We start from the raw sequence: 24,402 nt of genomic DNA, 5'->3' as shown, positions 1-24,402 counted from the left end.
TTCATTTGCGTTATCTGACCAACACGAAGAGAGCAATTTGTGTTGTTTTTTGTAGGCAGTTTAATTCTTTCTACCTTTTTAGATGCTTACAGCATCAAGCTGATTCCAATTTTGGCAACTTTGTTTGTTTTCGGAAGTATAGCGTTTTGGATAGGCTATCTCAAAGATCGGCGCGATCGAGCTTTTGGCCAGCGAGTAACTCTGTATCCTACTATTGCCGTACTAATTTATGATGCTTACCGCGTAGTATTTTTTAATAGCTGAGGGATTTGAGAGTTGTTTGAAATCAGACTTATGCTTTCATTAGTCCTATGAAACCCTAAAACTAGGAGGAAAATAAATGACTATCCCCACAGAAAACTCTCACTCTCAAAATCAGGCTACCAACAAATTGCTAGACGGCCCTAAAGGCGCTAGATTTGTTCAGACAGTGCGGGGAATTTTAAATCCTCTGTATTATTTAGATAATAATTATCAACGCTACGGCGATCTTTTTACCAGCAAATTCAGCAATTTTCCGCCGCAAGTAATTATTAGCCATCCTTTAGCTATTCAAGAAATTTTTACAGCCGATTCCAAACTCTTTGAATCCGGTACGGGAAACCAGATAGCGCTACCTTTAGTAGGCTCCAATTCGTTATTGTTGTTAGATGGCGATCGACATTTGCAGCAGCGCAAACTTTTAATGCCACCTTTTCACGGTGAACGCATGAAAACTTACGGACAAATCATCTGCAATACCACCGAAAAAGTAATTAATAATTGGACTCCTGGTAACTCGGTTATCGCGCAATCAACTATGCAGGAAATTTCCTTGGAAGTAATTTTGCACGCGGTTTTCGGGCTGAGCGAAGGAGAACGCTACCAGCAAATTCAGCAACTAATTACTAATATGTTCAGCCTGTTTAGCAATCCATTAAGCGCTACCTTTTTGTTTATCAAGTCGTTGCAAAAAGATTTAGGTGCTTGGAGTCCTTGGGGAGGATTTATCCGACAAAGACAGCGTTTAGATGAACTGCTTTATCAAGAAATCCGCGATCGCAAAACTCAGTCTGAACCATTGGGCGAAGACATCCTGAGCTTGTTAATTTCAGCTAGTGACGAAGCAGGACAGCCGATGAGCGACGTTGAATTGCGGGATGAATTAATGACAATCTTATTCGCAGGACACGAAACTACAGCCACAGCTTTAGCCTGGGCTTTGTATTGGATTCACTACATCCCAGAAGTCCGTGAAAAACTGCTGCAAGAACTCAATTCTATTAATGTCGAAAATTGCGAGCCGGCGGAAATAAGTAAACTCCCGTATTTGAATGCTGTTTGTTGCGAAACCCTGCGGATTTATCCGATCCTATTTTTTACATTTCCGCGCCTTCTGCAAGCTCCGATGCAGTTAATGGGTTATAATATTCCCCAAGGAATGATACTTTCTACCTGCATTTATTTGGTTCACCACCGACCGGATATTTACCCGGAACCAAAGCGTTTTAAACCAGAACGTTTTCTAGAACGTCAATTTTCGCCTTACGAATATTTGCCGTTTGGGGGAGGGAACCGCCGCTGTATTGGGGCGGCATTTGCCATGTTTGAAATGAAGTTAGTATTGGCGAAAGTGCTGTCGCGATACTCTTTAGAACTTGCAGAAAATCGTCCGGTTTGGCCAGTACGCCGGGGTTTGACAATGGCACCCGCTGGTGGTGTGCGTTTGGTGGTAAAGAGTAGGATTTGAATCCTATCAAATCCGGTGGAGCGAGCGGAGATGATATGATATCAATGCAACGGGTTTTAATTTATTTTTTGCCGCATAGGAATTTCGAGCGCAAATTCCGAACCTTCTCCCAATACAGAATTGCAAGAAAGTTTGCCGCCGTGTTTTTCTACTATAATAGAGTGCGAAATCGCCAATCCTAAGCCAGTTCCTTTGCCAATGGGTTTAGTAGTGAAAAACGGGTCAAACAAGCGCTTTTGCACATCTTCGCTCATCCCGGGGCCGCTGTCAGCTATCCATATGGCAACGCTGTTATTGTCGGTTACTTGGGTGCGAATCGTAATTGCGAGATTTTTGGAGGTGCGATTGGATTCCTTTATCTCCATTTCCAATGCGTCTAGCGCATTGCTCAACAAATTCATAAATACTTGATTTAACTGACCGGGATAACATTCGACTAAAGGCAAATTACCGTATTCTTTAATCACATTAATTGTCGGGTGATCGGTTTTATGTTTCAAGCGGTTTTGCAAAATCAACAGCGTGCTTTCAAGGCCCTCGTGAATGTCAACTTGTTTCATTTCGGCTTCGTCCAGTCTTGAGAAAGTCCGCAAGCTCAAAACTATGTCGCGGATGCGATCGGCTCCGACTTTCATAGATGCTAAAATTTTCGGTAAATCTTCAATAAGATAATCAATTTCAAAGTCTTCCCTTGCATTTACAATTCTTGCGCTAGGCTGCGGGTATTCCTTCTGGTAAAGTTGCAGCATTTTTAGCAAGTTTTGAGTGTATTCGCTGGTGTAGCTGAGATTTCCGTAGATAAAATTAACCGGGTTGTTAATTTCGTGGGCGACACCTGCTACTAACTGGCCCAAACTCGACATTTTTTCACTTTGAATTAATTGAGTTTGGGTGCGTTGGAGTTCGTGTAAAGTTTGTTCTAGCTGTTGAGTTTGAGCTTGAGCTAATCGGGCCGCTGTGCGGGTTTGGGTGTAGAGTTCGGCGTGGTCGATCGCGATCGCAATTTGAGCGACCACCGCTTGCATCAGTTCGACTTCCGATTCGCTCCAATTTCGCATGGATAGGGTCTGATAGCAGGTAATCACCCCAATATCGCCGGAAGCAGTATGAATTGGCAGCGACAGCACGGATTGAAATTTTGAAGCCTGGAAAAGTTCGCGCAATTCTACATCTTCAAAAGTGCTGACATCATCAATTCGCAGAATTTCTCGCCGCAAAATCTGTCGCACTGCGAGACTAGATTTGCTGTCTACAGGATAAGTGCCGAGTATACTCGGCAAATCTGCATTCTTCGCTTCGTAAGTTACGTCCCAAACCGGAGGATTGCTGTTGGGGCGATACCAAGTGAAGATGCACCAATCTAGCTGCATCAAATTGCGAATTTCTTGAACGGCGGTTTCTACAATTGTATCTAAATCTAAAGAAGTGCGGATTTGGTTGGCAATTTGATTGAGCAGTAGTTCTCGCTGAGCTTGCTGTCTGAGCGCTTGTTCCGATCGCACTAAAGTTTCTTCTGCAAGTTTGCGATCTGTTAAATCTTGGATCACTGCTTGGATAATTTTTTCATTTCCAACCTCGATGATTGTCAGCACGACTTCTGCGGGAAAATCCGTACCGTCTAAGCGCTGATGAACCCAATCAAAACGGTGGTTCCCCCGCTCAAAGGCGAGATCCATCATTTCGTTAATAAAGCTCACAGAATCTCTGCCGTTGGGTTGAAAAGGAGGCGACAGTTTGCCGGGGTTTTTGCCGTACAACTGTGGCGCGGTAGTGCAGCCAAATAGTTTTAGGGTGGCTGTGTTGGCATCGGTGATGCCATTCTCATATAACATCAAAACAGGCAAACTGGTTAATTCGTAGAGGGATCGAAATTTGGCTTCCGACTGCTGCAATGCGGCTTCTGTTTGCTTGCGATCGGTAATGTCGGCAACCATTGCCAAAGCGCCCACATAGCGTCCCTGTTTGTCTGCCAAGGAATTAGTAGAAACCATCGCCCACAAGTCGCTGCCGTCTCGGCGAAGGAACTTAAAATCGAGCTGTTCGCGAATTCCTTCACGGCGGCGTTCGAGACTGACTTGTGCGAGCGCCCTGCCTTCTGCATCCATGAAAGCAAATAGCGACTGTCCGAGCATTTCCTCTGGAGTGCAGCCGAGCATATCGGCCATTTTTTGGTTGACAAAAGTAGTTTTGCCCTCCGTATCTACGATCCAAATTCCTTCGTCTGCTGTCTCGACAATACACCTGTATTTTTCCTCGCTTTCCCTGAGCGCTTCTTCTGCTAATTGGCGAGCCGTAATGTTTTGAGTCATTAGCAATCCGCCGATGATTTCTTGCCGTTCGTTTCTGACTGGCAAAGTATAACCGAGGTAAACGCGATCGCTGTAAATAAATTCTGTAACAACTGTTTCTCCTGCCAGTGCCGCCCGATAATTTTGCTCGAGAGTACCGCAAAAATCTGGCTCGAATACTTCCCAGATTGTCTTGCCTTCCATCAATTTTTTGGAAAGCCCCACGGCTGCTAATTCTGTACCTTCTACCAGGGTGAAGCGCATTTCTCGATCGAACAACATCACCGCACCGTTAGGAAAATTGCTTGCCATAGTGCGGTAAAGCTGTTCGCTTTTTTGCAGCGCAGCTTCTGCTTGTTTGCGATCGCTAATGTCAATTATGACTGCACCGATGCCGAGAGCCTCGCCATCTTTGTCTAGCAAGGGAAAATAAGAGCCTGTCAGGTGTCGGACAAACCCAGGCTTTCTGGGATTGTCACCACTCATCTCGATATTAATTAAGGGTTGTTTCGTCCTCAAAATTTCTTCGTACAAAGGCTCTACAATTGGAGCGATATTCGGCAATATTTCGCGTACATTTTTGCCTATGTGATCTGCTGGACTCAGGCAATTTATTTCTGCTAGAAATTGATTAATTTGCACGTACCGCAGTTGGGAGTCCAAAATACAAAGTCCCGCCGGCGCCTCCTTCAAAAAGGCATCAAATAGTGCTTGTCTCTGTGCTAATTCTTGTTCTAAAGCTTTGCAAATGCTGAGATCTGTTAAAGAACCCATCATTCCCACAACTTCTCCCGTTTTGTCTTTCAAGAGCGAAAGCATCAGGTGCGATGAAATTTTTTCGCCTGATTTATGGCGTGTTATAACTTCTATTTCATGCTCGCCTTTTTCTTGTAGCGGTTTGATGACTTGCTCTAACAAAAATTCGTGCTGTTCTGGCGGGTAAATTAGAGAAATGTGCTGTCCGATAGCCTCAGTTTTTTCATAGCCGTATAACTTTTGACAGGCTTGATTCCAAATGGTGATCGAGCCGTCCATATCTGTAGAAATCACCGCTTCGTGAATTTGGTCGATAATTTGACTTTGGAGACGCAATTTTTCTTGAGCCTGTTCCAGTTCGGCGGTTTTTTCTGCGAGTAGTTTCTGAGTTTTTTCCAGTTCAGCAGTCTGCTTTGCCAGCAATTTTTCCAGATGTGAACTGCGGTGCGGCGGCGCTGATTCCAGCGGATTGCTATTTTCTGGCCCAGGATTAAAAATTTCTTCAGCGCTCAGCCAAATCGCGCACTCTCCCCCTGTTTCAATAGCCCGCTCAGAAACTCGCACGGGTACGAGATGGTTGTTTTTATGTTTGTATGCTGCTTCGCACGGACCCGTGCAGCTATCCGCGCACTGCGTTTGCTGAATTTCCCAGTAGTTGAGGTGAAGAGTTTCTGCCACTGTGCGGCCGATAATACTTGCAAAAGCTGGATTTACGTCGAGAAAAGTCCCGTCCGTCCGGCACAATGCCAGCCCGATCGGGCACAGTTCTAACAATTGGCGGCGGGAGCGATCGCGCTTGGCTTTTCCTAACTGGCTTTGCATCTGACCTAGCTGGACTTGGTTTATTTAATTATATCTTTATTATCTTGTTTATTGTTGTGAGTTTTATCCTTGATTAAGGAAGAGAGAAGAAGGAAGTTCGGCAACGAGCCATCTACGGGATTTAACGGATGTAACGGATGGATGCTGAGGTTCGAGGGAAGAAGGAAGAGGTTGGAGGTTGGAGGTTCGAGGGAAGTTCGGCAACGCTCCCTGTACTGGATTTAACGGATGGATGTTGAGGAAAAAGACAGGATGGGGAAACAAAAATGAGTAAGAATCAACGGGGAGGAGGAAAGAGGGAATGAGAAGAAACCAGAAAAATCACAAAAGAAGAAGTACAAAACTGGTACAAAGACCATTAATTTATACATGGTATCTTCCCTCCAACCTTCTTCCTTCTTCCTTCTTCCTTCTTCCTTCTTCCTTCTATTAATCGCGGGCAATACCTTCGGATCTGGCGGCCAACTGCACTGCACCGGCGACAGCAATGGCAACTCTTTCATCAAAAACCGACGGTATAATGTGCTCTTTGTCAAGCTGGGAAGGACTGACTAAAGAGGCGATCGCGTAAGCTGCTTCCAAATACATACTGGGCGTAATCGTGGTTGCTTTGCAGTCTAAAGCACCTCGAAATATCCCCGGAAATGCCAAAACATTGTTAATTTGATTCGGGTAGTCGCTGCGTCCGGTTGCTACGATCGCCGCATCTTCCACAATTAATTCTGGCTGAATTTCAGGAATGGGATTTGCCATTGCAAAAACAATGGGATTCTCGGCCATCAAACGCACCATCGAGCGGGTGAGCACGCCGGGGGCGCTGACGCCTAAAAATACATCGGCACCGGCGATCGCATCTTCCAAAGTACCGCTCGAAGCGACGGCAAATTCTAGTTTTTCTGGGTTCATATCCGTGCGGTCTTGGGAGAGGACGCCTTTGGAGTCGCACATGATGATGTTTTGGGCACCTGCTTTACGCAGCAACCGGGCGATCGCGACTCCGGCCGCACCGGCTCCGTTAATCACGATACACACTTCTTCTATTGTTTTTTTCACGAGTTTCAAGGCATTAATTAATGCTGCCAAACTAACAATCGCAGTGCCGTGCTGGTCGTCGTGAAAGATCGGAATATCTAAGCTTTCCCGCAATCTTGCTTCGATTTCAAAGCAGCGGGGAGAAGAAATATCTTCGAGGTTAACGCCACCAAAAACCGGGGCGATATTCTGCACGGTGCGAATAATTTCCTCGGTATCTTGGGTGTTCAAACAGATAGGAAAGGCGTCAATACCTGCAAATTCTTTAAATAGCATGGCTTTGCCTTCCATGACTGGCAGTGCGGCGGCAGGGCCGAGGTTTCCCAGCCCCAAAACTGCGCTACCGTCGGTAACAATGGCAACAGTATTTTGTTTGATTGTGAGGTTGTAAACTTGTTGGGGGTCATTGGCGATCGCAGTGCAGATGCGGCCGACTCCAGGGGTGTAGGCCATTGCCAAATCTGACTGGCGTTTGAGGGAAATTTTGCTAACTACGCTGATTTTTCCGCCGCGGTGCAAGTTGAAAGTGCGATCGTACACGTCGATCACTCTGATATCTGGCAGCGCTTTCACTGCTTGCACTATTTCTTCATTGTGCTCGGTGCTGTAAGCATCGACGGTGATATCGCGAACTGTGGTGGCGCGGGTTTGCTCGATCAAATCGATTTGGCCGAAGTTGCCGCCGACAGATGCGATCGCACTGGTGACTGTTGCCAGCATTCCCGGCCGGTTCGGCAGAGCAACCCGAATTGTTAAACTAAAGCTGGGGTTCGGTGTCAGTTTTACCATTATGTCTTGATTTCAGATTTGAGAATTTCAATCTTAGATTTTATCGCCAATGTTAGGCATAAAATTTAATAATTCACATTTTCAACTGAAATTTTTAACAAATTCTATGAGCTTGTGATACGATCGCTCTGCACTGCCAAGCGTGTCGCTGGGAAACTCATCTTTTTTTGAGTAGAGGTTGGCTCTGTGTATAGCTTGTGACTCGCTCACAAACAGCCTATTTTCTGTCAAGTTCGCCGCGAACCGCGAATATGAAGCGCGGGGCTAGAAATCCGGTTTCTAAGGTCAACGTCCGCAAGTCTTATCTATTTTTGAGAATATTTCTGTTTATTCTGAACATCAGCAGATATTTCCCAAAAGTCTATTCTCCAGCGATACCGCCTAATTCCTGCTGCTGTCTTTTGAAGCGAGACACCCAGGAGAGTTGATGCGGCTTTTTGGTGGCCTTTATTGGGGAGTTAAAAAGTAGATGCACGGCTGCTTGAGCCTGCAGGTAAAAATCTGAGCGACTGACAAGCGGGCATTTGATATATATATGTTGCCTGCTTGTTTAACACTTGCCAAGGATTGCGAGTGCAACCTTGCAAACGATCTAATTACCTGCACGCTTTGCCCGATAATTCCAGCGACTGTAACTAACAGACAATATACCCGGCGCCGGCACAGGCACAGCTTGGGCCGAACCGTGCACAGTTGCTGGTTGCTAACTGTCAATTTTATCGATCGGCCGCAGCATCGGCACATATAATAGTAAAGAATTTGCAAGCCAGACAATCCGGGGGAACTTTTTCTAAGTTTTGCAGATCGACTGATTGCTCTGCCTCGCTGCCGGGGGGAACTATGCACAGGGCAACCTGTCCGACTCCTGCCATGAGTTCGGCAACTCGCTCCAAAATACTGTCCATTTTGTCAATTAGTTGCTCTGCTGCATCCAGACTCGGCGCGATGATGAAAAAGGTTTTGACTCCATCGGGACAAGGGGCGAAGCCGAGGGTAGACTCTCGCAATAGTGCTTGGGTGGAAAGACTGAAACCGTCGTAGAAGCGATCGATTACTGCTTGATAAAAGACTTGGGTCAGAGAGCGATCGCCAAAAATAGGTTGAGATAACATAACTGCTTCCTTTCGTAGGATTTTTGGGTGCATTGAAAAAATTTTAACATACCTTAATGTAAGGGATTTAACTAAACGATCTAGCGATCGAGATCATGGACTTGATGTGACATTTTTAAATTTGTGTAGCGATCGCAACTGTGATAAAATGTACTATGTGTTAGCGCTGCCAGTGATTTTTATCGCATCCGCAGCTCAAAGCTAAGTACAAAATTTCCTAGTAGGTGAGGAGAGGGGGAGAGGGCCAGAGGGAGAGAACCAGAGGGAAATTACCTACGTAGTAAAAGTATTATTGGCAAAAAGTGCTGAATCTAGAGTTTAAAATAAACATCCAATCAAAATATTCAAGATGAACTCGATCGCCCAACAGTTAAAAGCAAAATTTGAAAAAGCATTCACCGCTGCATTCGGCGAAAGTTATGCAGGTGCAGATCCGATGCTAGCCGCCGCCAGCAATCCCAACTTTGGGGACTTTCAGTGCAACGCGGCGATGAGTTTGGGGAAAAAGTTAGGAAAGCCCCCACGGGCGATCGCCTCAACAATCATCGAAAACCTAGATATTACCGACATCTGCGAAACCCCAGAAATCGCCGGGCCCGGTTTTATCAATTTGAAGCTGAAACCGGCTTATTTGGAAGCGCAAATTAGTGCGATCGCCGGCGACTCGCGTTTGGGGATTGAACCCGCGAAAACGCCTCAGACAATCGCGATCGACTTTTCGAGTCCGAATATAGCCAAAGAAATGCACGTCGGACATTTGCGATCGACAATCATCGGAGATGCGATCGCCCGCATCCTCGAATTTCAAGGCCACGACGTACTCAGAATCAACCACATCGGCGACTGGGGCACGCAATTCGGAATGCTGATCGCATATTTGCGCGAAGTTCACCCTGAAGCGCTCACAACCGCTGACGCCCTAGATTTAGGCGATTTAGTCGCATTTTACCGCCAAGCAAAACAGCGCTTCGACGCAGACGAAACCTTCAAAGAAACCGCCCGCCAAGAAGTAGTAAAACTGCAAGCAGGCGCCGAAGACACCCGTCGCGCTTGGAAATTGCTGTGCGATCAATCGCGCCGCGAATTCCAAGTAATATACGACTTGCTCGATATCCAATTAACCGAACGCGGCGAATCGTTTTACAATCCATTATTGCCCGCCGTAGTCGAAGATTTAACCAACTTAGGTTTGCTAGTAGAAAGTGACGGCGCGAAATGCGTTTTTGTAGACGGTTTCACCAACAAAGAAGGCGAACCGCTGCCGCTAATAGTCCAAAAAACCGACGGCGGCTACAATTACGCTACAACAGATTTAGCAGCAGTGCGCTACCGCATCCACAAAGATAATGCAAAGCGCATAATTTACGTCACAGATTCAGGACAAGCAAACCATTTTGCCCAAGTATTTGCAGTAGCCAGAAAAGCCAATTGGATTCCTGAAGATGTCGAAATTGTCCACATTCCCTTCGGGTTAGTATTGGGAGAAGACGGCAAAAAACTCAAAACTCGTTCTGGGGAAACGGTGCGGTTGCAGGATTTGTTAGATGAGGCGATCGTCCGCACGCGCCAAGATTTAGAAGACAGATTAAAAGCCGAAGAAAGACAGGAAACAGAAGAATTTATTGCTAACGTATCTCGAACAATTGGTTTGAGTGCGGTTAAGTATGCAGATTTGAGTCAAAACCGCGCCAGTAACTATATTTTTAGTTACGACAAAATGCTCGCATTGCAAGGAAATACTGCTCCTTATATGCTGTATGCTTACGTGCGCGTGCAGGGGATTCGCCGCAAAGGTGAGATTAATTTTGATAATTTAGATGCTAGTGCGAAAGTAATTTTGCAATCCGATGCCGAGTTGGTATTGGCAAAGCATTTATTGCAGTTGAATGAAGTTGTAAATGCTGTGGGCGGCGATTTGTTGCCTAATCGAATTTGTCAGTATTTGTTTGAATTGAGTCAAAAGTTCAATCAATTTTTTGAGCAATGTCCGGTTTTGAAAGCTGAGGAACCGTTGCGGACTTCGCGGTTGATTTTGTGTGATTTGACGGCGAGGACTTTGAAATTGGGTTTGGAGTTGTTGGGGATTAAGGTGTTGGAAAGAATGTAATTTTTTAACCCCTTTGCACTCACGAACCGCCTCAAGTCTTGAACTATACCGATGCAACCAGAAATCATATTACCCGAAATCTGGACACGGCAGTGCCGTTTCCCTACAATTAATCAGGCGATGGTTACATGTCTCATCGAGTGCTCATGATTATTTTGGGGTAGGGAAACGGCATTGCCGTGTCCAGAGTTGCCGTGTTTTCGATGATTATATCCGATCGCTGAAATTCATCGGCAAAGTAAACCTTAATTGAAGGAGAATATTCTGTAAGCGCGATCGCGCTTAACTTAGTGCCCTTCAATCATGGATTTATGGGTTTATGGCAACTTTTATCACACCATCTCGTTGATTGCCGAATAATTCATACGCTTCTTTTATTTGATCTAGCTTAAACCTGTGCGTGATCATAGGTCTCAGGTCGGCACGACCGGACTGTATGATATTTATCAGCCGCCGCATACGTTCTTTTCCACCGGGGCAGAGACTGGTAACAATTTTCTTATCTCCGATACCGGCGGCAAAGGCATCTACAGGAATGGTAAGTTTTCCAGAATAGACTCCTAGACTCGATACAATTCCGCCGGGTTTAACCACACGCAAACAGGCTTCAAAGGTTTCCTGAATACCGAGTGCTTCAATTGCTACATCTACACCGCGACCATCAGTCAAATCCATGATTGCTTCGACTGGATTGCACTCTTTATAGTTTAAAACAATGTCGGAGCCAAGCATTTGGGACATTTTCAGGCGTGTCGGATTGCTGCTCACGGCAATGATTTTGGAAGCACCTCTGAGTCTGGCACCGACAGTTGCGCTCATACCAATTGGTCCTTGGGCAAATATGGCGACTGTATCACCAATCTTGATATTTCCGCTTTCGGCACCACTGAAACCTGTACTCATAACATCTGGACACATAAGCACCTGTTCGTCGGTTAATTCGTCAGGTATGGGAGTCAAATTGGCGATTGCGTTCGGCACTAGCATATATTCCGCCTGAGAACCATCAATGGTATTGCCGAAGCGCCAACCACCCAGTGGCTTACCGCCGCACTGCGCTTGGTATCCGTCAAGACAGAAATTGCACTGACCACAAGGAGTTATAGCACCAGCAAGAATACGCTGTCCTATTTCATAGCCGTGAACTCCTGCGCCAAGTTCTGCAATGACGCCAACTGGTTCATGTCCTAGTGTCCGTCCAGGCTGGACGGGTACTTCACCTTTGAGTATATGAACATCTGTGCCACAGATTGTCGTCGTGGTGATTTTAATCAGTGCATCAGTAGGCCCAATCTCAGGAATTGGTTTTTCTTGAATTTCGATTCGCCCTTTTTCTACAAAAACGGCGGCTTTCATCTTTCGCATAAATTTTTTACACAATTTTTAAGATGATACTATGTAACATCAATACAGCGCTTTTCTTTCTGCGCGTCTCCTTGCTCCCCTATTTGTGACTGGCATTCGGCTTATATCCCTCTTTTGTCACTTTGGGGTGAAACCTTGAATCTTCATGGACTGTATCCTCGAAAAATCGTCAATTTATCCGAGAGTGATGAAGGATCGCTGCGTCCCAACCGCTGGGGCGGTTGCTATAACGCTTACAGAGTCGGAGGAGCAAGCGTTTCAGGAGGAACTTGGTAGGATTGAGCCAGAGGCACAGGAGCAGGTTATGCAGATTGTTACCAGTTGGGTGCAGACAGGGATTGAGCGGGGGAGACGCGAAGGGATTCAGGAAGGGATTCGCCTTGGCAAAGTTTCTCTGGTGATGCGTTTGCTGCATCGTCGTCGGAGAAAGGAAAAACAACCGTAAACGATAATTGCGCTGAAATTCATCAGCAAAGTAAACCTTGATTGAAAAATACTCACTCTGCATCAATACCTTCCCACAGTTCCGATACAGGTCTAGTTTTTCCTGTCTTTATTTCCAGCCATGCTTGCCGAAAGCTTTCTTCTGGAGATGGGAGTGCTTCTTCGTCTTCGTTAGCAAGAACAATAACGCCAACTCTGCGTCCGGCAATTTTTTCGGATAGGGCGAGAATCTCTTCCCAAGTTCCCTCTAGTTCTCACAGTTGTGATGTCATTGCTTTTACTTATTTGGAAATTTAAATTTACTTAATTGTAGCGCCTCTCTAAAATCGAGGATTTACGGCTTTTTGTTAACAATTAAGGTTTCCAAGATGCCTTTAAACATTGTTACGACAATTGGGCGATCGTTATCTCTGACAAAAATATCGTAATTGGGACTTGAGTTAATTTCAATCAACCAATATGCTCCGTTTTTATCGAGTGCTATGTCAAGCCCCGCATAATTAATCGCAATTTCAGCAAAAACAGGTTTAACAAAATATTCAATCTCAGACATGAGATTGGGATTAATTATATGTTTTGCTTTTGCACCTTCCCAGTGCAGCGGGCTTAAATTCCCCGCAAATTTAGCCTGATATTTGTCTTTCTCGTACAGCAAAACTAGCTTTTCTTTGCAGAATACAGCCCGATATTCGTGAGCAATTTCGATATATTCTTGAGCTAGCGCCACATAGTCATAATCTTTGCTGTTGACGTTAAATATAATTTCTAGGGCTTCTTTAATTTGCTCTAGAGTTTTACATAAAAAAACATTGTTGCCACCAGCACCGCGATTTCTTTTGAGAATCACCGGGAAAGCGAATTTTTTGTTTACTTCTAAAACTATTGATTCAATATCTGGGAAAATCAAATACTTTTTATACTTCTCCTCGCAGTGAGGCGAGACAAAACCCAGAGTTCTGGGAGTATTTATTTTGCCGTTTAATAATTGATAGGTATATTCTTTGTCTTTAAAAATCTCTGCTACTGACGCGCTGTTAAATGGCGTCATGTAATTGACAAAATAATATTCTTCGCCGCCCTGTTTGAGTCTAATCAAGTTTTGGGAAGGATGCAGGATTTCGTAAGGGATATTTAATTCCTCACAAGCTGCCAGCAGGATTTCAATATTGGTTAGCATAAAATGTAACTTAATTAGAAATTCATTTTAAAGATTTGAGATTTGAGAATCGCTTCCAAATCTCAAACCTCAAATTCGTTAGCGCAGCCCTCGAAGAGGATCGCACTTTTATCCAAACAACCGCTGCTGCCCGTTTGCCGCATCTTTCCCGGCATAAATCTCGCGCGTTCCCTTGGGAATGTAAATCCAATCGAATTCTTGCAAGCGGTTTGTCAAATTGGAAATGCTCACTCCCAATTCATCTCTCATTTTGTATAAATGCGACCACTTTGTTAAATCGCGTCCCTGTCTTTTTTCCTCCAAAATACACCGAGGCATCAACAAACAGCTTGCAAAATATTGCGCTTGCCATTCGATCGACAAAACCTTATTATCAGCACTCGCACCCCGACAAACAAACGGTTCCTCGACATCCTGGGCGCTTTTTCCTTCATTGCCCAAGTTTAATTCCAACTGTTCCACAGTGCCGTCTGCTTCGTCTTGATTGACGTGTAGCACCCAGTGGCCGATTTCGTGGGCGATCGTCGATTCGATGAAACCCGGCGGTTTTTCGAGAATCTGTTCGTTGATTTCGATTAACCGCTGCTGCGGCAAAATCCTCGCCGCGATCGCACCCTCTTCATCCGGCTCAATGCACTCCCAAACTACGCCCAAATCCAGAAAATCAGCAACCGTTGTCGCATCAAAAGGCCATCTCGGAGCAAAATTTTGCGTTTTCTGCATCTGCATCAAGATGTCATTTGCCAAACGCTCGATCGTTTCTTTGGGATAGAAGCAATACGGCTTAAAGATACTCACTATGAGGGGCCTCTCTTACGCTTCAAAAGACTGTTTGAGCCAATCTGGATTTTCTTGCATTCGCCGGAAAAGAGCCTGCATTTCCTTCGGATTCTGCTTCAGCAGCGCTTCGTACTGCTGCGGTAGTCTCCCCGCCAAGAAAATCAATTCCTCTTCATTTATGTCTAGATTTCGCGCTAATGCTCGGATTACGTCCTCTTTTGGCGCATAATCCGCTCGATCGTTCTCCAACTTAGACAAATAAGTAAAATCCACACTTAGCATAGCAGCTAGCTCACGTTGTGAGTAAGCTTTGTCCTTGCGAGCTTGACGGATCAGTCTTCCAAATGTTTGTTCCACGGTTTTTCGCCTCCTGACAAGCATTCTAGCCTGTTTTGATGAAAAGTTCAACAAAATACTTGACGGGAAAATCAACCCGCGCTACCATGAGGTTAGTTGACGGTTTAATCAACTCGCAGAACCTGACTGGTAGGGTTAAAGGTGCAAATTAGCCTAGCTCACACGCTACATATAGCGTCGTCAACTTCAGAGAAGTGAGAAGCGCTGGGCGTCAAAACGCTTGTACGCAGCAAATAAGGAGGAGCAGATAGCAAATGCTGAGAACCTGGACAGACACGCATTACAAGCTCGAAGACGATGACTGGCTATACATCGCCACCCACGAAGAACAAAGCTCAGCCTCACTGGTTTGTCCCGGCTACGCGCGGGATGGCGAAGGGTTCAGCATCCACTTCACCCCAGCGCACCTAGAAACGTTAGAGCATTTGCTCGCCGCGCTGCGGATTATCAAAGCTCAACAAGAGGCGGTGCTTGAGTATACCTATCCAGAACCAAAAGCGACAACACATCTCATTAGGTAATGGAAGTTCGGCCACGAGCAATGTACGAGATTTAACGGATTACCAATTACCAATTCCCCGTAAAACAATAAAGAACTAAGGAAAAACGAACAATGACTAAAACACAAGAAAGACCTACATTTTCAGTATTTGGTGCCAAACCGAGCAATGCTTTGCTAGTACCGGAAATCCCGATCGCAGTACGTAACAATTGCCAGGCCGGCCAGTGGACAATTGGCGACACCGACTACGGTTCCAAGTGTTCCATGACAATCCTCAAATTCTCCAAATTCTTCGGTTCCCTCGGTCAAACTTCCCACACACTGTGGGGCCAACTGTGGTTTGTCGCAGAAAGTGGCGAATTGCCGCAAGGAGTTGTCATGGTGACATACATAAAAAACCGGAGCTTGAACGATTTTAACCGTTTGGTAGCATCAGTTCAATCTCGCGGCGTAGAACCTGCAACCGGAATTTTTATTCCCGAATTTGTCAAGCATTCCGGTCAGAAACCAGACGACAGCGGAGTAGTAAAACCGATCAACTACTACAGCTTGAAATGGTCTTGGAACGAGCGGAAAGATTGGGCGGTTATCGACCAAGCCGCAGCAGTTTTGTCAGATTCTAGCAATCAATCGCGGATGATTGACTTAGAAGGAACAAGGGCGATGGTGTGTTTAGATAACCTGCCCGCGCAGCAAGTTGCCTCCTTGATGGCTGCTCACGCTGGCGGTGAAAGCGATGCTATTGCTTTGAATTCCAACGGCGCTATGTCGCTACCGCCAGCGGAAGACAAATCAACTGCTGACTTGTTCTAATTCTGTGGTAAAGGCGCGATTAAATCGCGCCTTTACCATAACTGTTACAACGCAGAGTGAAATGAAGAAATTAACGAATCTGAAAACCCAACCCAACCTGCAAGAAAGCCGTTTGAAAGAGAATCTTGAGCTAATCGACCAAATTCGAGCCGACGCAGTTAACGACATCGAAAGTCTCACCGAAGACTTCCAACACATGACTTTAGTTGCCGAATCTGTCCAGCGGAATTACCGAGCTTTGTTAGCCGAAAATCAATTGCTAAAAGGCACACTTTTGAGTATAATTGATGAGTGCGGCTGCCGGGAAGGAAATCGGTGCGATCGCTGCTGGAAAATTCTCAAAACTCTAGGTATTGCCAATCCAGCAGAAAAACCCGACGCAGCCAGAAAGTACCGTTCCCTTCTCAGCCAACTCCGCAACTTAGAATAACTGAAAACGTTTCAGTCACAAGTGTCGAAAAGTTATAATCAGGAGAAGCAAACATTATGACAATAGCAACTGCCAAGGATAGCAAAGCCCAAATTTTGCAAAACTTTCAGCAGATTTTAGCAGACAAAAAAAAGCTCGAATCTAAAGTCGAAACCAAAGAACAGTCAGCCGAAAAAGCCAAAAACAAACAACTCCTCGAAGTCGCCTCCACCTACACAATTGACAGCATCGTCAAAGGCTTGGCAGACTTACAATTAGATTTCGGCAGCATCACCAGCGGACTTTCCGAAAAACTGAAGGCGGAATCTTCAAAATTAGACGAATTAAAACGCGCCATCGAAATTGAAGCCGCACAATTGCAAGAGTTGCAGCAAATCAGAGTTGTAGCAGACGCCCTCCACATTTTAACTCAAGAGCACCGAGAAAAATTGACCCTGCTGGAACAAAACGCTGCTAACCAACGCGAAACTCTCGAAAAAGACACTACCCAAAAACGCAAAATTTGGGAAAAAGAACAGCAAGAATTTGATGCAGCAGTTCAAGAAGAAACTGCACTCCTAACTAAAAAGCGTCAGGAAGAAACAGCGGATTACCAATACGAATTAGAACGCACCCGCAAAATCGAAACTGACGAATACGAAGAAACGAAGCGCAAACTAGAACGGGACTTGCAAGAATCTACCCGCGAAAAAGAAAAAAATTGGGTGGAACGGGAAAAAGTCCTCAGCGACAATCAAGCGGAGTTTGAAGAGAATCAAAGAAAAGTCGCCGGATTTGAAGAAGAACTCAAACAGGCGTATGTCAAAGCCAAAGAAGAAGCAATTCAAGAAGTTTCCCGCGAAGCTAAAGTCAAGTCAGATTTAGTCGAGAAAGAATGGGAAGGAAGCAAGCAGGGATATGAATTGAAAGTGCAATCTCTACAGCAGACAATTGAGCGACAAACCGAACAAATCGCCGAAATCTCTGCACAATTGCAAGCCACGATGAAGCAAGCGCAAGACTTGGCACTGAAAGCTTTTGCTACCAAAGCTTAAGCTTTGTAGCTCAATTTTTGATAATAATCGGCGGTTGAAACCGCTCCTTGTCAAACAAAGTCCGCTGATGCGGACTAACAAAGTTAGGAGATGAAAGCGATGGCGAGAATGAATGACAAAAATACGAAGGCTGAAATATTAGAAGCTTATAAACAGTTGGAACAAGAAAAAAATGCACTGGATTCGCAACTGAAGCAGCTTAATAACGATAAATCTGCTAATATTTCTCAACCAGAAACCGCAGTCAAAGAACTAGCAATAGCGGAAGCAAGAAAAGCAATGGCTTTAACTGAAAGCAAACAAAAAATGCAGGGGACGATCGACAATTTAATCTTACTGCAATTTGGCTTCGGTGCCGCTGTCAGCGAACTGTCGGAAAAACTGACAACAGAAGCGTCTAAACTGGGGGAATTGCAGCGAACTGTCGGCGACGAAATCCAACAACTGCAAGAGTTGCATAGTTTAGAAGATGTTGCCGAAGATACGCTGGACAATTTAATCCAACAATACGAAGAAAGCGCCAAAACATTTAGTGCGGAACTCAGCGAACAGCGCGAAACTGTTGAACAGGAATTGTTGGAACGCCGGCAAGCTTGGGAAAAAGAGCAGGAACTGCAAAAGTTGGCAGTTAAAGAACGCAATGAGCATCAGCAAAAAGCTCGCGAGCGGGATGAAGAGTTGTATGATTATGATTTGAATCTTCAGCGAAATCTGGACATCGAGGAATACCAACAGCGCCAGAAAAGGCTGTATCAAGAAATCGAAGAGTTTCAGCAAGAACAGGACAAACAGTGGGCGGAACGCGAAAAATCTATTTCGGAACGCGAAAAACTTTATGCTGAGGTGAAAGCGAAGGTAGAAGCTTTCCCGAAAGAACTGGAAGCTAATATCAAGAACGGGAAAGATAACGGCCGCAATATTGGCAATTACCAAGCTAAAGTTAAGGCGGATTTGTCTGCTAAAGATATCGAAGGGCAAAAGCAAAATTATGAACTGCAAATTCAAGGGATGTTGCAGACAATTCAAAATCAAGATGCGCGCCTTGCTAGCTTGTCGAAACAACTAGATTCTGCTTTGAAACAGGTTCAAGATTTGGCGGTGAAGGCGATTGAGGGAGCATCGAATTTGAGTTCTTTGCAAGCAGTGAGGGAAATTGCGATCGAACAAGCGAAGACTCAGCAGAAAAATAAGTAGATCGGACTCGGCGGTTGAAACCGCTGCATAGAGTCAAACGCAGTCTGCGGAGGCCGACTGGGAGAAGTAAGGTGCTCTTCGGCGCACCTTACGCTATTTTGAGAAAAAACAAGCTTTCGTTAGTGGAGTTTTCAAACTGTCCACTCGCTGCGAGTCTTGCTTGAGGCTCAAACCCTCTCTACAGCGTTGAAATATTTAGTAAAAAGCCCGATCGCACTGTTCACTTACCGAAACTGTCCCCTGCTCTCCTGACCGCTTCACTCACGCTCTTTATTCTTGAAGTTAATCAACCAAAAGATATATGTGACTTAGAGGCACTATGCAGAAACAAATCATACGCCAAAAAGATACTAATGCTTGGATACTTCAGTGCTGGGTTTCTTTTATTCTTGCCATTTCCGCAACTACTGTAGGTATCATTTATTTACAGGTAGACCCCTGGCAGAAAGCTTTTATGGGTATGGGTTTAACTTTTTCAATCGGCTCGTCTTTTACTTTAGCAAAAACCATTCGCGATAACAACGAGGCAACAACATTAACTGCCAGAATCGACGAAGCTAGAGTTGAGAAAATTCTCGCTGAGCACCATCCTCTCAAATAAATTTGACTATACAATGTATACAAAAAACAGCCCGCGCGGGCTGTTTTTGTTGTTTGAGCCACAGGTTTCAAGCTGCGGATGGGAATTGGGGATTTCAATGGCTACCTTTGAACTTACGATCGCGCAACTTATTCTTTTGTCGCTGACGAACACCGGCCTGAACCATCGCCAAATCCACCGGAAAACCAACGACAGGCATCACCTGATCCTTGCGTTCTTCTTCCAGATTCTTGAGTTCGGTGTAATCAACCCAGTGAATGCAATTCACCGGACAAGTGTCGATCGCCTCAGCAATCAACTCTTCAGAATCCCCGTCTTGTCGAACTACGCGCGATCGACCGTAATCCGGTTCAATATAAAAAGTATTGCGAGCAACGTGAGCGCAGTGCTTGCAGCCAATGCAGGTAATCTCATCAACATAGACACCTTTTTGGCGCAACACGCCGCCCAATTCCGGTTCCAAACCAGAGCGATCGGGCGCATCCCGCAAAAATCCTCCCAACTCCGGCTCTAAACCAGAGCGATCGCTTGCTGTATCTATTCCGAGTCCAGAAAGCTCAGACATTTAGACCCCCACAATAGTAAATAAGTCCGCGAAAGCGGACTTTGATGAGACAAGATTGCAAAAATCTCGAAAAATTATTAAGCGCACCAGCGTTGCACCACCAAGCGGATCGAACCGTCTTGATTTTGCTTTTGCTCAGAAATTTGGAAACCCTGCTTAGCGCTTTCATTCACCACAGTATGGTAAGCGTAGCGCTGAGTCACCTTATTCAGAAAACGGTCTACAGACCAAGCTTGCTGCCAAAACTGCAAGTCAGCCACTAATTCATACTCAGTCCCGTTCCAGCTAAAACCTACGTCGTAGCCGTTTTTTTGCTCAATCACGACCTCAGCGGTGCTGGTTAGGCCGTGATAGCCCCGCACCTCTGTCGGGCCCGACTTCCAGTCGATACCCAAGTCAGTTAAAGCAGCTTCCAAAGAATTCAAATTGCGGATCTGGGTCTTAATTTGGCTAAAATGTGACATGGTGGTTCCAAAAAAACTTAAGTGAACTCAACAAAAAAATTACCAATCGCTAAAAGCCACTTGGGCCGTCGCTTCGGCTGACTGATGCAGCGCTTGCGTGAAATATTCAGATGTTGACTCTTGGTGAAGCACCACGCCGAGCTGAGCTTCAATTGCAGCCGTTACCTCAGCACAGGAAGCACCGACAATGCCGGTGACCGTTTCCTGTACGCGGCCATCTGGATAGATCACAAACTCTAGTGTTTCCATAATGCGGGCTGACTGAATAGGAATATTGAGAACAGACACCGACACCAGCAAGCCAGGGACGATGCCTCCTGAAGTAGCTTCTTGAGAGTTGGCTGACTGACAAAGCGCTATATCAATTTTGACGAATTGATAGGTTTTGAGTCACAACTTAACAGAACTTATTAATAGGTAGAAGCAATACATCAGTTGTATGTAAAGTTTCGCGTAGATCGTGACAGCAGTCAAGTCATACATGAGTGGTGAATATTCGCAAGGGCTATTTGGGAGGGATCGGGAGGGAAGAGCGATCGCGGAGGGTGGGTATGTAAGTTAAGTGCGGTGGGAACCGAGGTACTTAACTTACATAAAGCTAAGGTGATTGACATTTGTCTCCATGATTGTGGGGATCGCCCAACAGCGAAAGGCAAATGCGGCTTAAATCAAGTCTTAGACAGAAGGGTTGCGATCGCGCTAACATCAGAAGTCGATCAGAAGCGCCTTCAGTAACTTCTGGTGGTGGTGAAGCATCGTCTGTTGACTTTTATAACCTGAAGTTCCCAGCCGGAGGGAACTTCAGGTTAAACTTTCTGGGCAGTGATACAAACCATTCCATTAATCATCTCGTTCTGAAGTACCTGTAAACCTATTTCAGATAGCCGATCGCACAACCAATTTTTATTGAGCCGCAGTTTTTGGTAAGAACTGGCACTGAATGACCACCGCTCGCCCTGTTTTTGATAGAGTAAGTCATGGACTGCTACGCTGTTTTCCTGATACTCCAAGAAACAAGTGAGGATTGTAAATTCATCACTTTGTACAGGAATAAAACGCTGAGTTCCATGAAGCTCTGCTGAGACATAATCGCGGAAAGTTAAAATCAACATCCCATTCTCAATCAGCCAGCGCTCAATGTCCAAAATTAATGAATCGACAGCACTCAATGATTCTAGGTGTGTAAGTGTGTCGCCCATGCAAACAATGAGCTGCGCCTGTTCCTGAATATGTTGCGAGAAATTAAGCATATCGTCGTGAATGGTACGGATGGAAAGATTTTTAGCGCGATCGCGTAACTCTGAAAGTAGGGCATCACAGAAATCTATAGCTACTACCGAAAAGCCTAATTTCGCTAAAGGAATAGATTGAAATCCTGAGCCTGCACCTAAATCAATGGCTAATCCTCGCGGTGCGGAGTCGAGCGCCAATTGACAAAAAAGAGCGTGATTTCGTTCGATCGCTGCTTCAGGATTTCCTGACATCCAACTGTAAACGGCAGCAAGTTGCTGGTTATAGTGGTCTTGTGCTGTGTTCATTATTATGCTAAGTTCGATGACTCCTTGAAAAGGAGCAAAATCATTCAACCCGATGGAAACTAAACCACCACTGCCACCTTTTACCCGGGAAACTGCTAAAACTAAAGTTCAAATCGCAGAAGATGACTGGAATAGTCGCGATCCAAAACGAGTAGCTTTAGCTTACACCGGAGATTCACCGTGGCGTAACCCTGTCTAATTTTTCAGTGGAAGGTAACAAACCAAGGCTTTCTTAAAACGAAAGTGGGCAAAAGAACTAGACTACTGTTTGAAAAATGAACTGTGGAGTTTTACAAAGAAGCTGATTTCTGTGCGCTTTGAAGAGCAGTGGCACGAGCGTCAGAGTGCGGATTTGTTCCTTGAAATAATCCCAAAATATCGAAGGAAGAGGGAAATGGGAAGAGCTGAAAGGGTGACCAAAATGGCTACGAGACAGTTCTGATAAGCTTTCCCGCCCTTTTACATCGTTGATAATTTGACCGTTTATTGGGGTGTAAACTACTATATTCTCTAACTTATTCTTGACAAATATCCATAAAAATTACCCAAATTTTCGCCCACATACCCACTTGAAATGTACTGTGCGAACGATAAATACGTTTGGCTTGTTTTGGACGAGTTACCTATTTTGGCGCTCCCCTTTTTTTGACTAATTCTCCTTCAATAATTCTCGCTGTCTAAGCGATGCTTACTAACAACATTAAGGTCAATAACCTGGGTTATGATACTGGGGCATCTTCAATGTTATAGCTACCGCTTTTATAATCTATAAACATTTTTTCTATATCAAATCTTTGTTTATAAGCGCTTATAGCAGCTTTTAAGGTTTTCAAGTTAGTTAATATAAACCATCCTTCTTTGACTGTGACTCCGCGATATTTTCCTTTCCATTGACAAGCGACATTAACTTTAAATCCTTTAAATTTTGCTGGCGGGGTGACAACCCCGCCCAAAAGCCAGACAGGGCAAAGATTTGACCCACCTGTGTTAAAAAAAGATAGGTCAAGCTAAAGTTACACTCGACCTATGCCAAAAATATGTTACCTAGATTCTATCAGACTCACTTCCAAAGAGAACTAACCCCCTCTCAATTTTTAGTTCTAGAAATAGTGATCAATCTCTTAACATCAGAAAAACAGGTGAGATTAGAACGACTTGCTCGCGTATTTCCGTACCCCATTACCACGCTCAAGTTGTCGCTGCAAGTTACAAAGATTTTTAGATTTATCCCAGCTTACCTTAACCTGTCTGTGGTTTCCGCTAATTACCTATTGGTTGACAAATTATTGCCAACCCGGACAGAAACTATGGATCGCGATCGATCGCAGCCAATGGGGATGTATCAATCTGTTTATGGTTAGTCTGATATGTCCGCGAAGAGCAATCCCGTTATCTTGGTCCCTGTTACCAAAACGAGGTAGCAGTAATATCAATGAGCAGATCGCCGTCATCTCAACTATTTTACCCTTATTTAAAGATTATCAGCTCGTGGTACTAGGCGATGCCTGAATTCTGTTCAGTAGATTTGGCCAACTGGCTGAGAGAGCAAGATGTGTATTTTTGCTTACGACTCAAACGAAATCATTGTATCGAAACCGAAAATATGCTGCAGGCTACGGTTAGATGAGTTAGGGATCACGCCCGGAACATCTCTATACTTTCAAGGTGTAAAAGTTAGAAATACTAAGCCACTGGCAGGATTTGATGTTGCCTGCAAATGGAAAAGGAATTATCAAGGATGGACAGTTAACGAGGCGTGGTTTATTCTAACTAACTTAGATAGTTTACCGGAAGCTATAGCTCCTTATAAGCAACGGATGGAAATTGAGGAAATGTTCCGTGATTGTAAAACAGGAGGCTATAATTTAGAGGTTACAGCGTTAATAGAAGACTGATTAATCAAAAGGATTCTCTTGATTAGGATTGCCTATATTCGTGACATTATTGAAGGTACTATAGTCAAAAGGAAGCATTTACAAAAGTATTTTTTTGCATCAACAAATCCCAAAAAACTTATCGCAGACGCAGTACATTCGGGAGTGGCAATGATAGCCAACAGTGGGTTAATTATCTTGAAAAATATGCTGAACCTGTGGAAGAGTTAATGAAGTTAACTCGTAATAAGCGTCACTTTTATCAAAAAGGTCTCAGGACTAGAACTTTGCTCACGCAAGGTTTATAGCTATATTGGTCACCCCCTGGATCGTAGCAGTTGCCCTTAATTTGATGAATCCTAACCGTTTAAGACATTGGTTGGCTCATTGCTGCTACTGTACCTCATAGCATGGTAAAGTGCTGTAAATTCCGTGCGATCGCGGATGGCAGCGCTGCAGAAATAGGGGAAACTGATAGATAGGTTAAATAAAAATGAGCGAAATAAACAAGGTCGCTAGCAGTTTCAGAAGCTCTGAATCCAAGGCTGTATCTACCCCTAAACTCGCTTTTGGAGGGCGCAATATGTTGGCTTATTTAAGGGAAACGGCTCGATCCTCGGAATACGCAA

The 24,402-nt window shown here is 44.7% G+C and carries 24 protein-coding genes and 1 pseudogene; 13 read left to right on the top strand and 12 right to left on the bottom strand.

What is annotated here, in order from left to right; translation table 11 throughout:
* Positions 1-39 precede the first annotated feature (39 nt).
* Together QUB14_RS07950 and QUB14_RS07945 are read left to right on the top strand one after the other, a co-directional pair.
* Entirely contained in the window at positions 40-264 is a 225-nt protein-coding gene (locus tag QUB14_RS07950; protein ID WP_333216403.1) for a hypothetical protein, read from the top strand.
* A 76-nt stretch (positions 265-340) separates the two neighbouring features.
* Positions 341-1,729, top strand: a complete 1,389-nt coding sequence (locus QUB14_RS07945) for a cytochrome P450 (RefSeq protein WP_333216405.1) — start codon at positions 341-343, stop codon at positions 1,727-1,729.
* 56 nt (positions 1,730-1,785) lie between these two features.
* Here the strand turns inward: QUB14_RS07945 and QUB14_RS07940 are convergent, their stop codons facing one another.
* From QUB14_RS07940 to QUB14_RS07930, 3 genes are all read right to left on the bottom strand, one after another.
* Positions 1,786-5,595: a PAS domain S-box protein gene (locus QUB14_RS07940; protein WP_333216407.1), complete on the bottom strand. Its 3,810-nt coding sequence runs from the start codon at positions 5,593-5,595 to the stop codon at positions 1,786-1,788.
* Between the two features lie 429 nt (positions 5,596-6,024).
* Positions 6,025-7,416, bottom strand: coding sequence for a malic enzyme-like NAD(P)-binding protein (locus QUB14_RS07935; protein ID WP_333216409.1), 1,392 nt, complete (start codon positions 7,414-7,416; stop codon positions 6,025-6,027).
* Between the two features lie 716 nt (positions 7,417-8,132).
* Positions 8,133-8,528, bottom strand: a complete 396-nt coding sequence (locus QUB14_RS07930) for a hypothetical protein (RefSeq protein ID WP_333216411.1) — start codon at positions 8,526-8,528, stop codon at positions 8,133-8,135.
* A 349-nt stretch (positions 8,529-8,877) separates the two neighbouring features.
* On the opposite strand from QUB14_RS07930, the gene argS reads away from it, so the two are divergent.
* Positions 8,878-10,635, top strand: a complete 1,758-nt coding sequence (gene argS / locus QUB14_RS07925; protein WP_333216412.1) for an arginine--tRNA ligase — start codon at positions 8,878-8,880, stop codon at positions 10,633-10,635.
* A gap of 309 nt (positions 10,636-10,944) precedes the next feature.
* On the opposite strand, the gene QUB14_RS07920 is transcribed toward argS, so the two are convergent.
* Positions 10,945-12,000 carry an NAD(P)-dependent alcohol dehydrogenase gene (locus tag QUB14_RS07920; RefSeq protein ID WP_333297142.1) on the bottom strand — a complete coding sequence of 352 codons (1,056 nt, stop codon included), beginning with the start codon at positions 11,998-12,000 and terminating at the stop codon, positions 10,945-10,947.
* A 145-nt stretch (positions 12,001-12,145) separates the two neighbouring features.
* Between QUB14_RS07920 and QUB14_RS07915 the strand changes: the two genes are divergently transcribed.
* Positions 12,146-12,445, top strand: coding sequence for a hypothetical protein (locus tag QUB14_RS07915; protein WP_333216416.1), 300 nt, complete (start codon positions 12,146-12,148; stop codon positions 12,443-12,445).
* Positions 12,446-12,778: 333 nt separating this feature from the next.
* On the opposite strand, the gene QUB14_RS07910 is transcribed toward QUB14_RS07915, so the two are convergent.
* From QUB14_RS07910 to QUB14_RS07900, 3 genes are all read right to left on the bottom strand, one after another.
* On the bottom strand, positions 12,779-13,621 hold the full coding sequence (locus QUB14_RS07910) for a YheC/YheD family protein (RefSeq protein ID WP_333216418.1): 843 nt from the start codon (positions 13,619-13,621) through the stop codon (positions 12,779-12,781).
* Between the two features lie 108 nt (positions 13,622-13,729).
* Positions 13,730-14,419 carry an ImmA/IrrE family metallo-endopeptidase gene (locus QUB14_RS07905; protein WP_333216420.1) on the bottom strand — a complete coding sequence of 230 codons (690 nt, stop codon included), beginning with the start codon at positions 14,417-14,419 and terminating at the stop codon, positions 13,730-13,732.
* A 15-nt stretch (positions 14,420-14,434) separates the two neighbouring features.
* Positions 14,435-14,758, bottom strand: coding sequence for a helix-turn-helix domain-containing protein (locus tag QUB14_RS07900; RefSeq protein ID WP_172189318.1), 324 nt, complete (start codon positions 14,756-14,758; stop codon positions 14,435-14,437).
* Positions 14,759-15,012: 254 nt separating this feature from the next.
* Here QUB14_RS07900 and QUB14_RS07895 point away from each other — a divergent pair, with 254 nt between their 5' ends.
* From QUB14_RS07895 to QUB14_RS07870, 6 genes are all read left to right on the top strand, one after another.
* The gene (locus QUB14_RS07895; RefSeq protein ID WP_190662273.1) at positions 15,013-15,279 is read left to right on the top strand and encodes a hypothetical protein; all 267 of its coding nucleotides are present in this window, start codon (positions 15,013-15,015) and stop codon (positions 15,277-15,279) included.
* 92 nt (positions 15,280-15,371) lie between these two features.
* On the top strand, positions 15,372-16,073 hold the full coding sequence (locus QUB14_RS07890; RefSeq protein WP_333216422.1) for a hypothetical protein: 702 nt from the start codon (positions 15,372-15,374) through the stop codon (positions 16,071-16,073).
* Between the two features lie 61 nt (positions 16,074-16,134).
* Positions 16,135-16,503 (top strand): hypothetical protein, encoded by a 369-nt coding sequence (locus QUB14_RS07885; RefSeq protein ID WP_333216424.1) that lies wholly within the window; start codon positions 16,135-16,137, stop codon positions 16,501-16,503.
* Positions 16,504-16,559: 56 nt separating this feature from the next.
* Positions 16,560-17,537 carry a hypothetical protein gene (locus QUB14_RS07880; RefSeq protein WP_333216426.1) on the top strand — a complete coding sequence of 326 codons (978 nt, stop codon included), beginning with the start codon at positions 16,560-16,562 and terminating at the stop codon, positions 17,535-17,537.
* A 99-nt stretch (positions 17,538-17,636) separates the two neighbouring features.
* The gene (locus QUB14_RS07875) at positions 17,637-18,731 is read left to right on the top strand and encodes a hypothetical protein (RefSeq protein WP_333216428.1); all 1,095 of its coding nucleotides are present in this window, start codon (positions 17,637-17,639) and stop codon (positions 18,729-18,731) included.
* A 319-nt stretch (positions 18,732-19,050) separates the two neighbouring features.
* The gene (locus QUB14_RS07870) at positions 19,051-19,332 is read left to right on the top strand and encodes a YiaA/YiaB family inner membrane protein (RefSeq protein ID WP_190739554.1); all 282 of its coding nucleotides are present in this window, start codon (positions 19,051-19,053) and stop codon (positions 19,330-19,332) included.
* A gap of 94 nt (positions 19,333-19,426) precedes the next feature.
* Here QUB14_RS07870 and QUB14_RS07865 read toward each other — a convergent pair whose 3' ends face one another.
* The 4 genes from QUB14_RS07865 to QUB14_RS07850 all read right to left on the bottom strand — a co-directional run bounded on the left by QUB14_RS07865 (position 19,427) and on the right by QUB14_RS07850 (position 21,899).
* Positions 19,427-19,897: a ferredoxin gene (locus QUB14_RS07865; RefSeq protein WP_333216431.1), complete on the bottom strand. Its 471-nt coding sequence runs from the start codon at positions 19,895-19,897 to the stop codon at positions 19,427-19,429.
* Between the two features lie 77 nt (positions 19,898-19,974).
* The gene (locus tag QUB14_RS07860; RefSeq protein WP_333216433.1) at positions 19,975-20,361 is read right to left on the bottom strand and encodes a DUF1257 domain-containing protein; all 387 of its coding nucleotides are present in this window, start codon (positions 20,359-20,361) and stop codon (positions 19,975-19,977) included.
* A gap of 39 nt (positions 20,362-20,400) precedes the next feature.
* Entirely contained in the window at positions 20,401-20,610 is a 210-nt protein-coding gene (locus QUB14_RS07855; RefSeq protein ID WP_015176940.1) for a DUF2997 domain-containing protein, read from the bottom strand.
* Between the two features lie 557 nt (positions 20,611-21,167).
* Positions 21,168-21,899, bottom strand: coding sequence for a class I SAM-dependent methyltransferase (locus QUB14_RS07850; protein WP_333216435.1), 732 nt, complete (start codon positions 21,897-21,899; stop codon positions 21,168-21,170).
* A gap of 52 nt (positions 21,900-21,951) precedes the next feature.
* On the opposite strand from QUB14_RS07850, the pseudogene QUB14_RS07845 reads away from it, so the two are divergent.
* A pseudogene (locus QUB14_RS07845) lies at positions 21,952-22,341 on the top strand (DUF1348 family protein).
* A 277-nt stretch (positions 22,342-22,618) separates the two neighbouring features.
* Here QUB14_RS07845 and QUB14_RS07840 read toward each other — a convergent pair.
* Positions 22,619-22,852 carry a hypothetical protein gene (locus tag QUB14_RS07840; protein WP_333216437.1) on the bottom strand — a complete coding sequence of 78 codons (234 nt, stop codon included), beginning with the start codon at positions 22,850-22,852 and terminating at the stop codon, positions 22,619-22,621.
* Positions 22,853-22,936: 84 nt separating this feature from the next.
* Here QUB14_RS07840 and QUB14_RS07835 point away from each other — a divergent pair, with 84 nt between their 5' ends.
* Together QUB14_RS07835 and QUB14_RS07830 are read left to right on the top strand one after the other, a co-directional pair.
* Entirely contained in the window at positions 22,937-23,260 is a 324-nt protein-coding gene (locus tag QUB14_RS07835; protein WP_333216439.1) for a hypothetical protein, read from the top strand.
* A 189-nt stretch (positions 23,261-23,449) separates the two neighbouring features.
* On the top strand, positions 23,450-23,794 hold the full coding sequence (locus QUB14_RS07830) for a hypothetical protein (protein ID WP_333216441.1): 345 nt from the start codon (positions 23,450-23,452) through the stop codon (positions 23,792-23,794).
* The last annotated feature ends 608 nt before the right edge of the window (positions 23,795-24,402 follow it).

The organism is Microcoleus sp. B3-D2 (genome assembly GCF_036705345.1).
Classification (GTDB): Bacteria; Cyanobacteriota; Cyanobacteriia; order Cyanobacteriales; family Microcoleaceae; genus Microcoleus.
The sequence above is the reverse complement of the archived record's forward strand: the minus strand, read 5'-3'. Positions and strand labels throughout refer to the sequence as shown.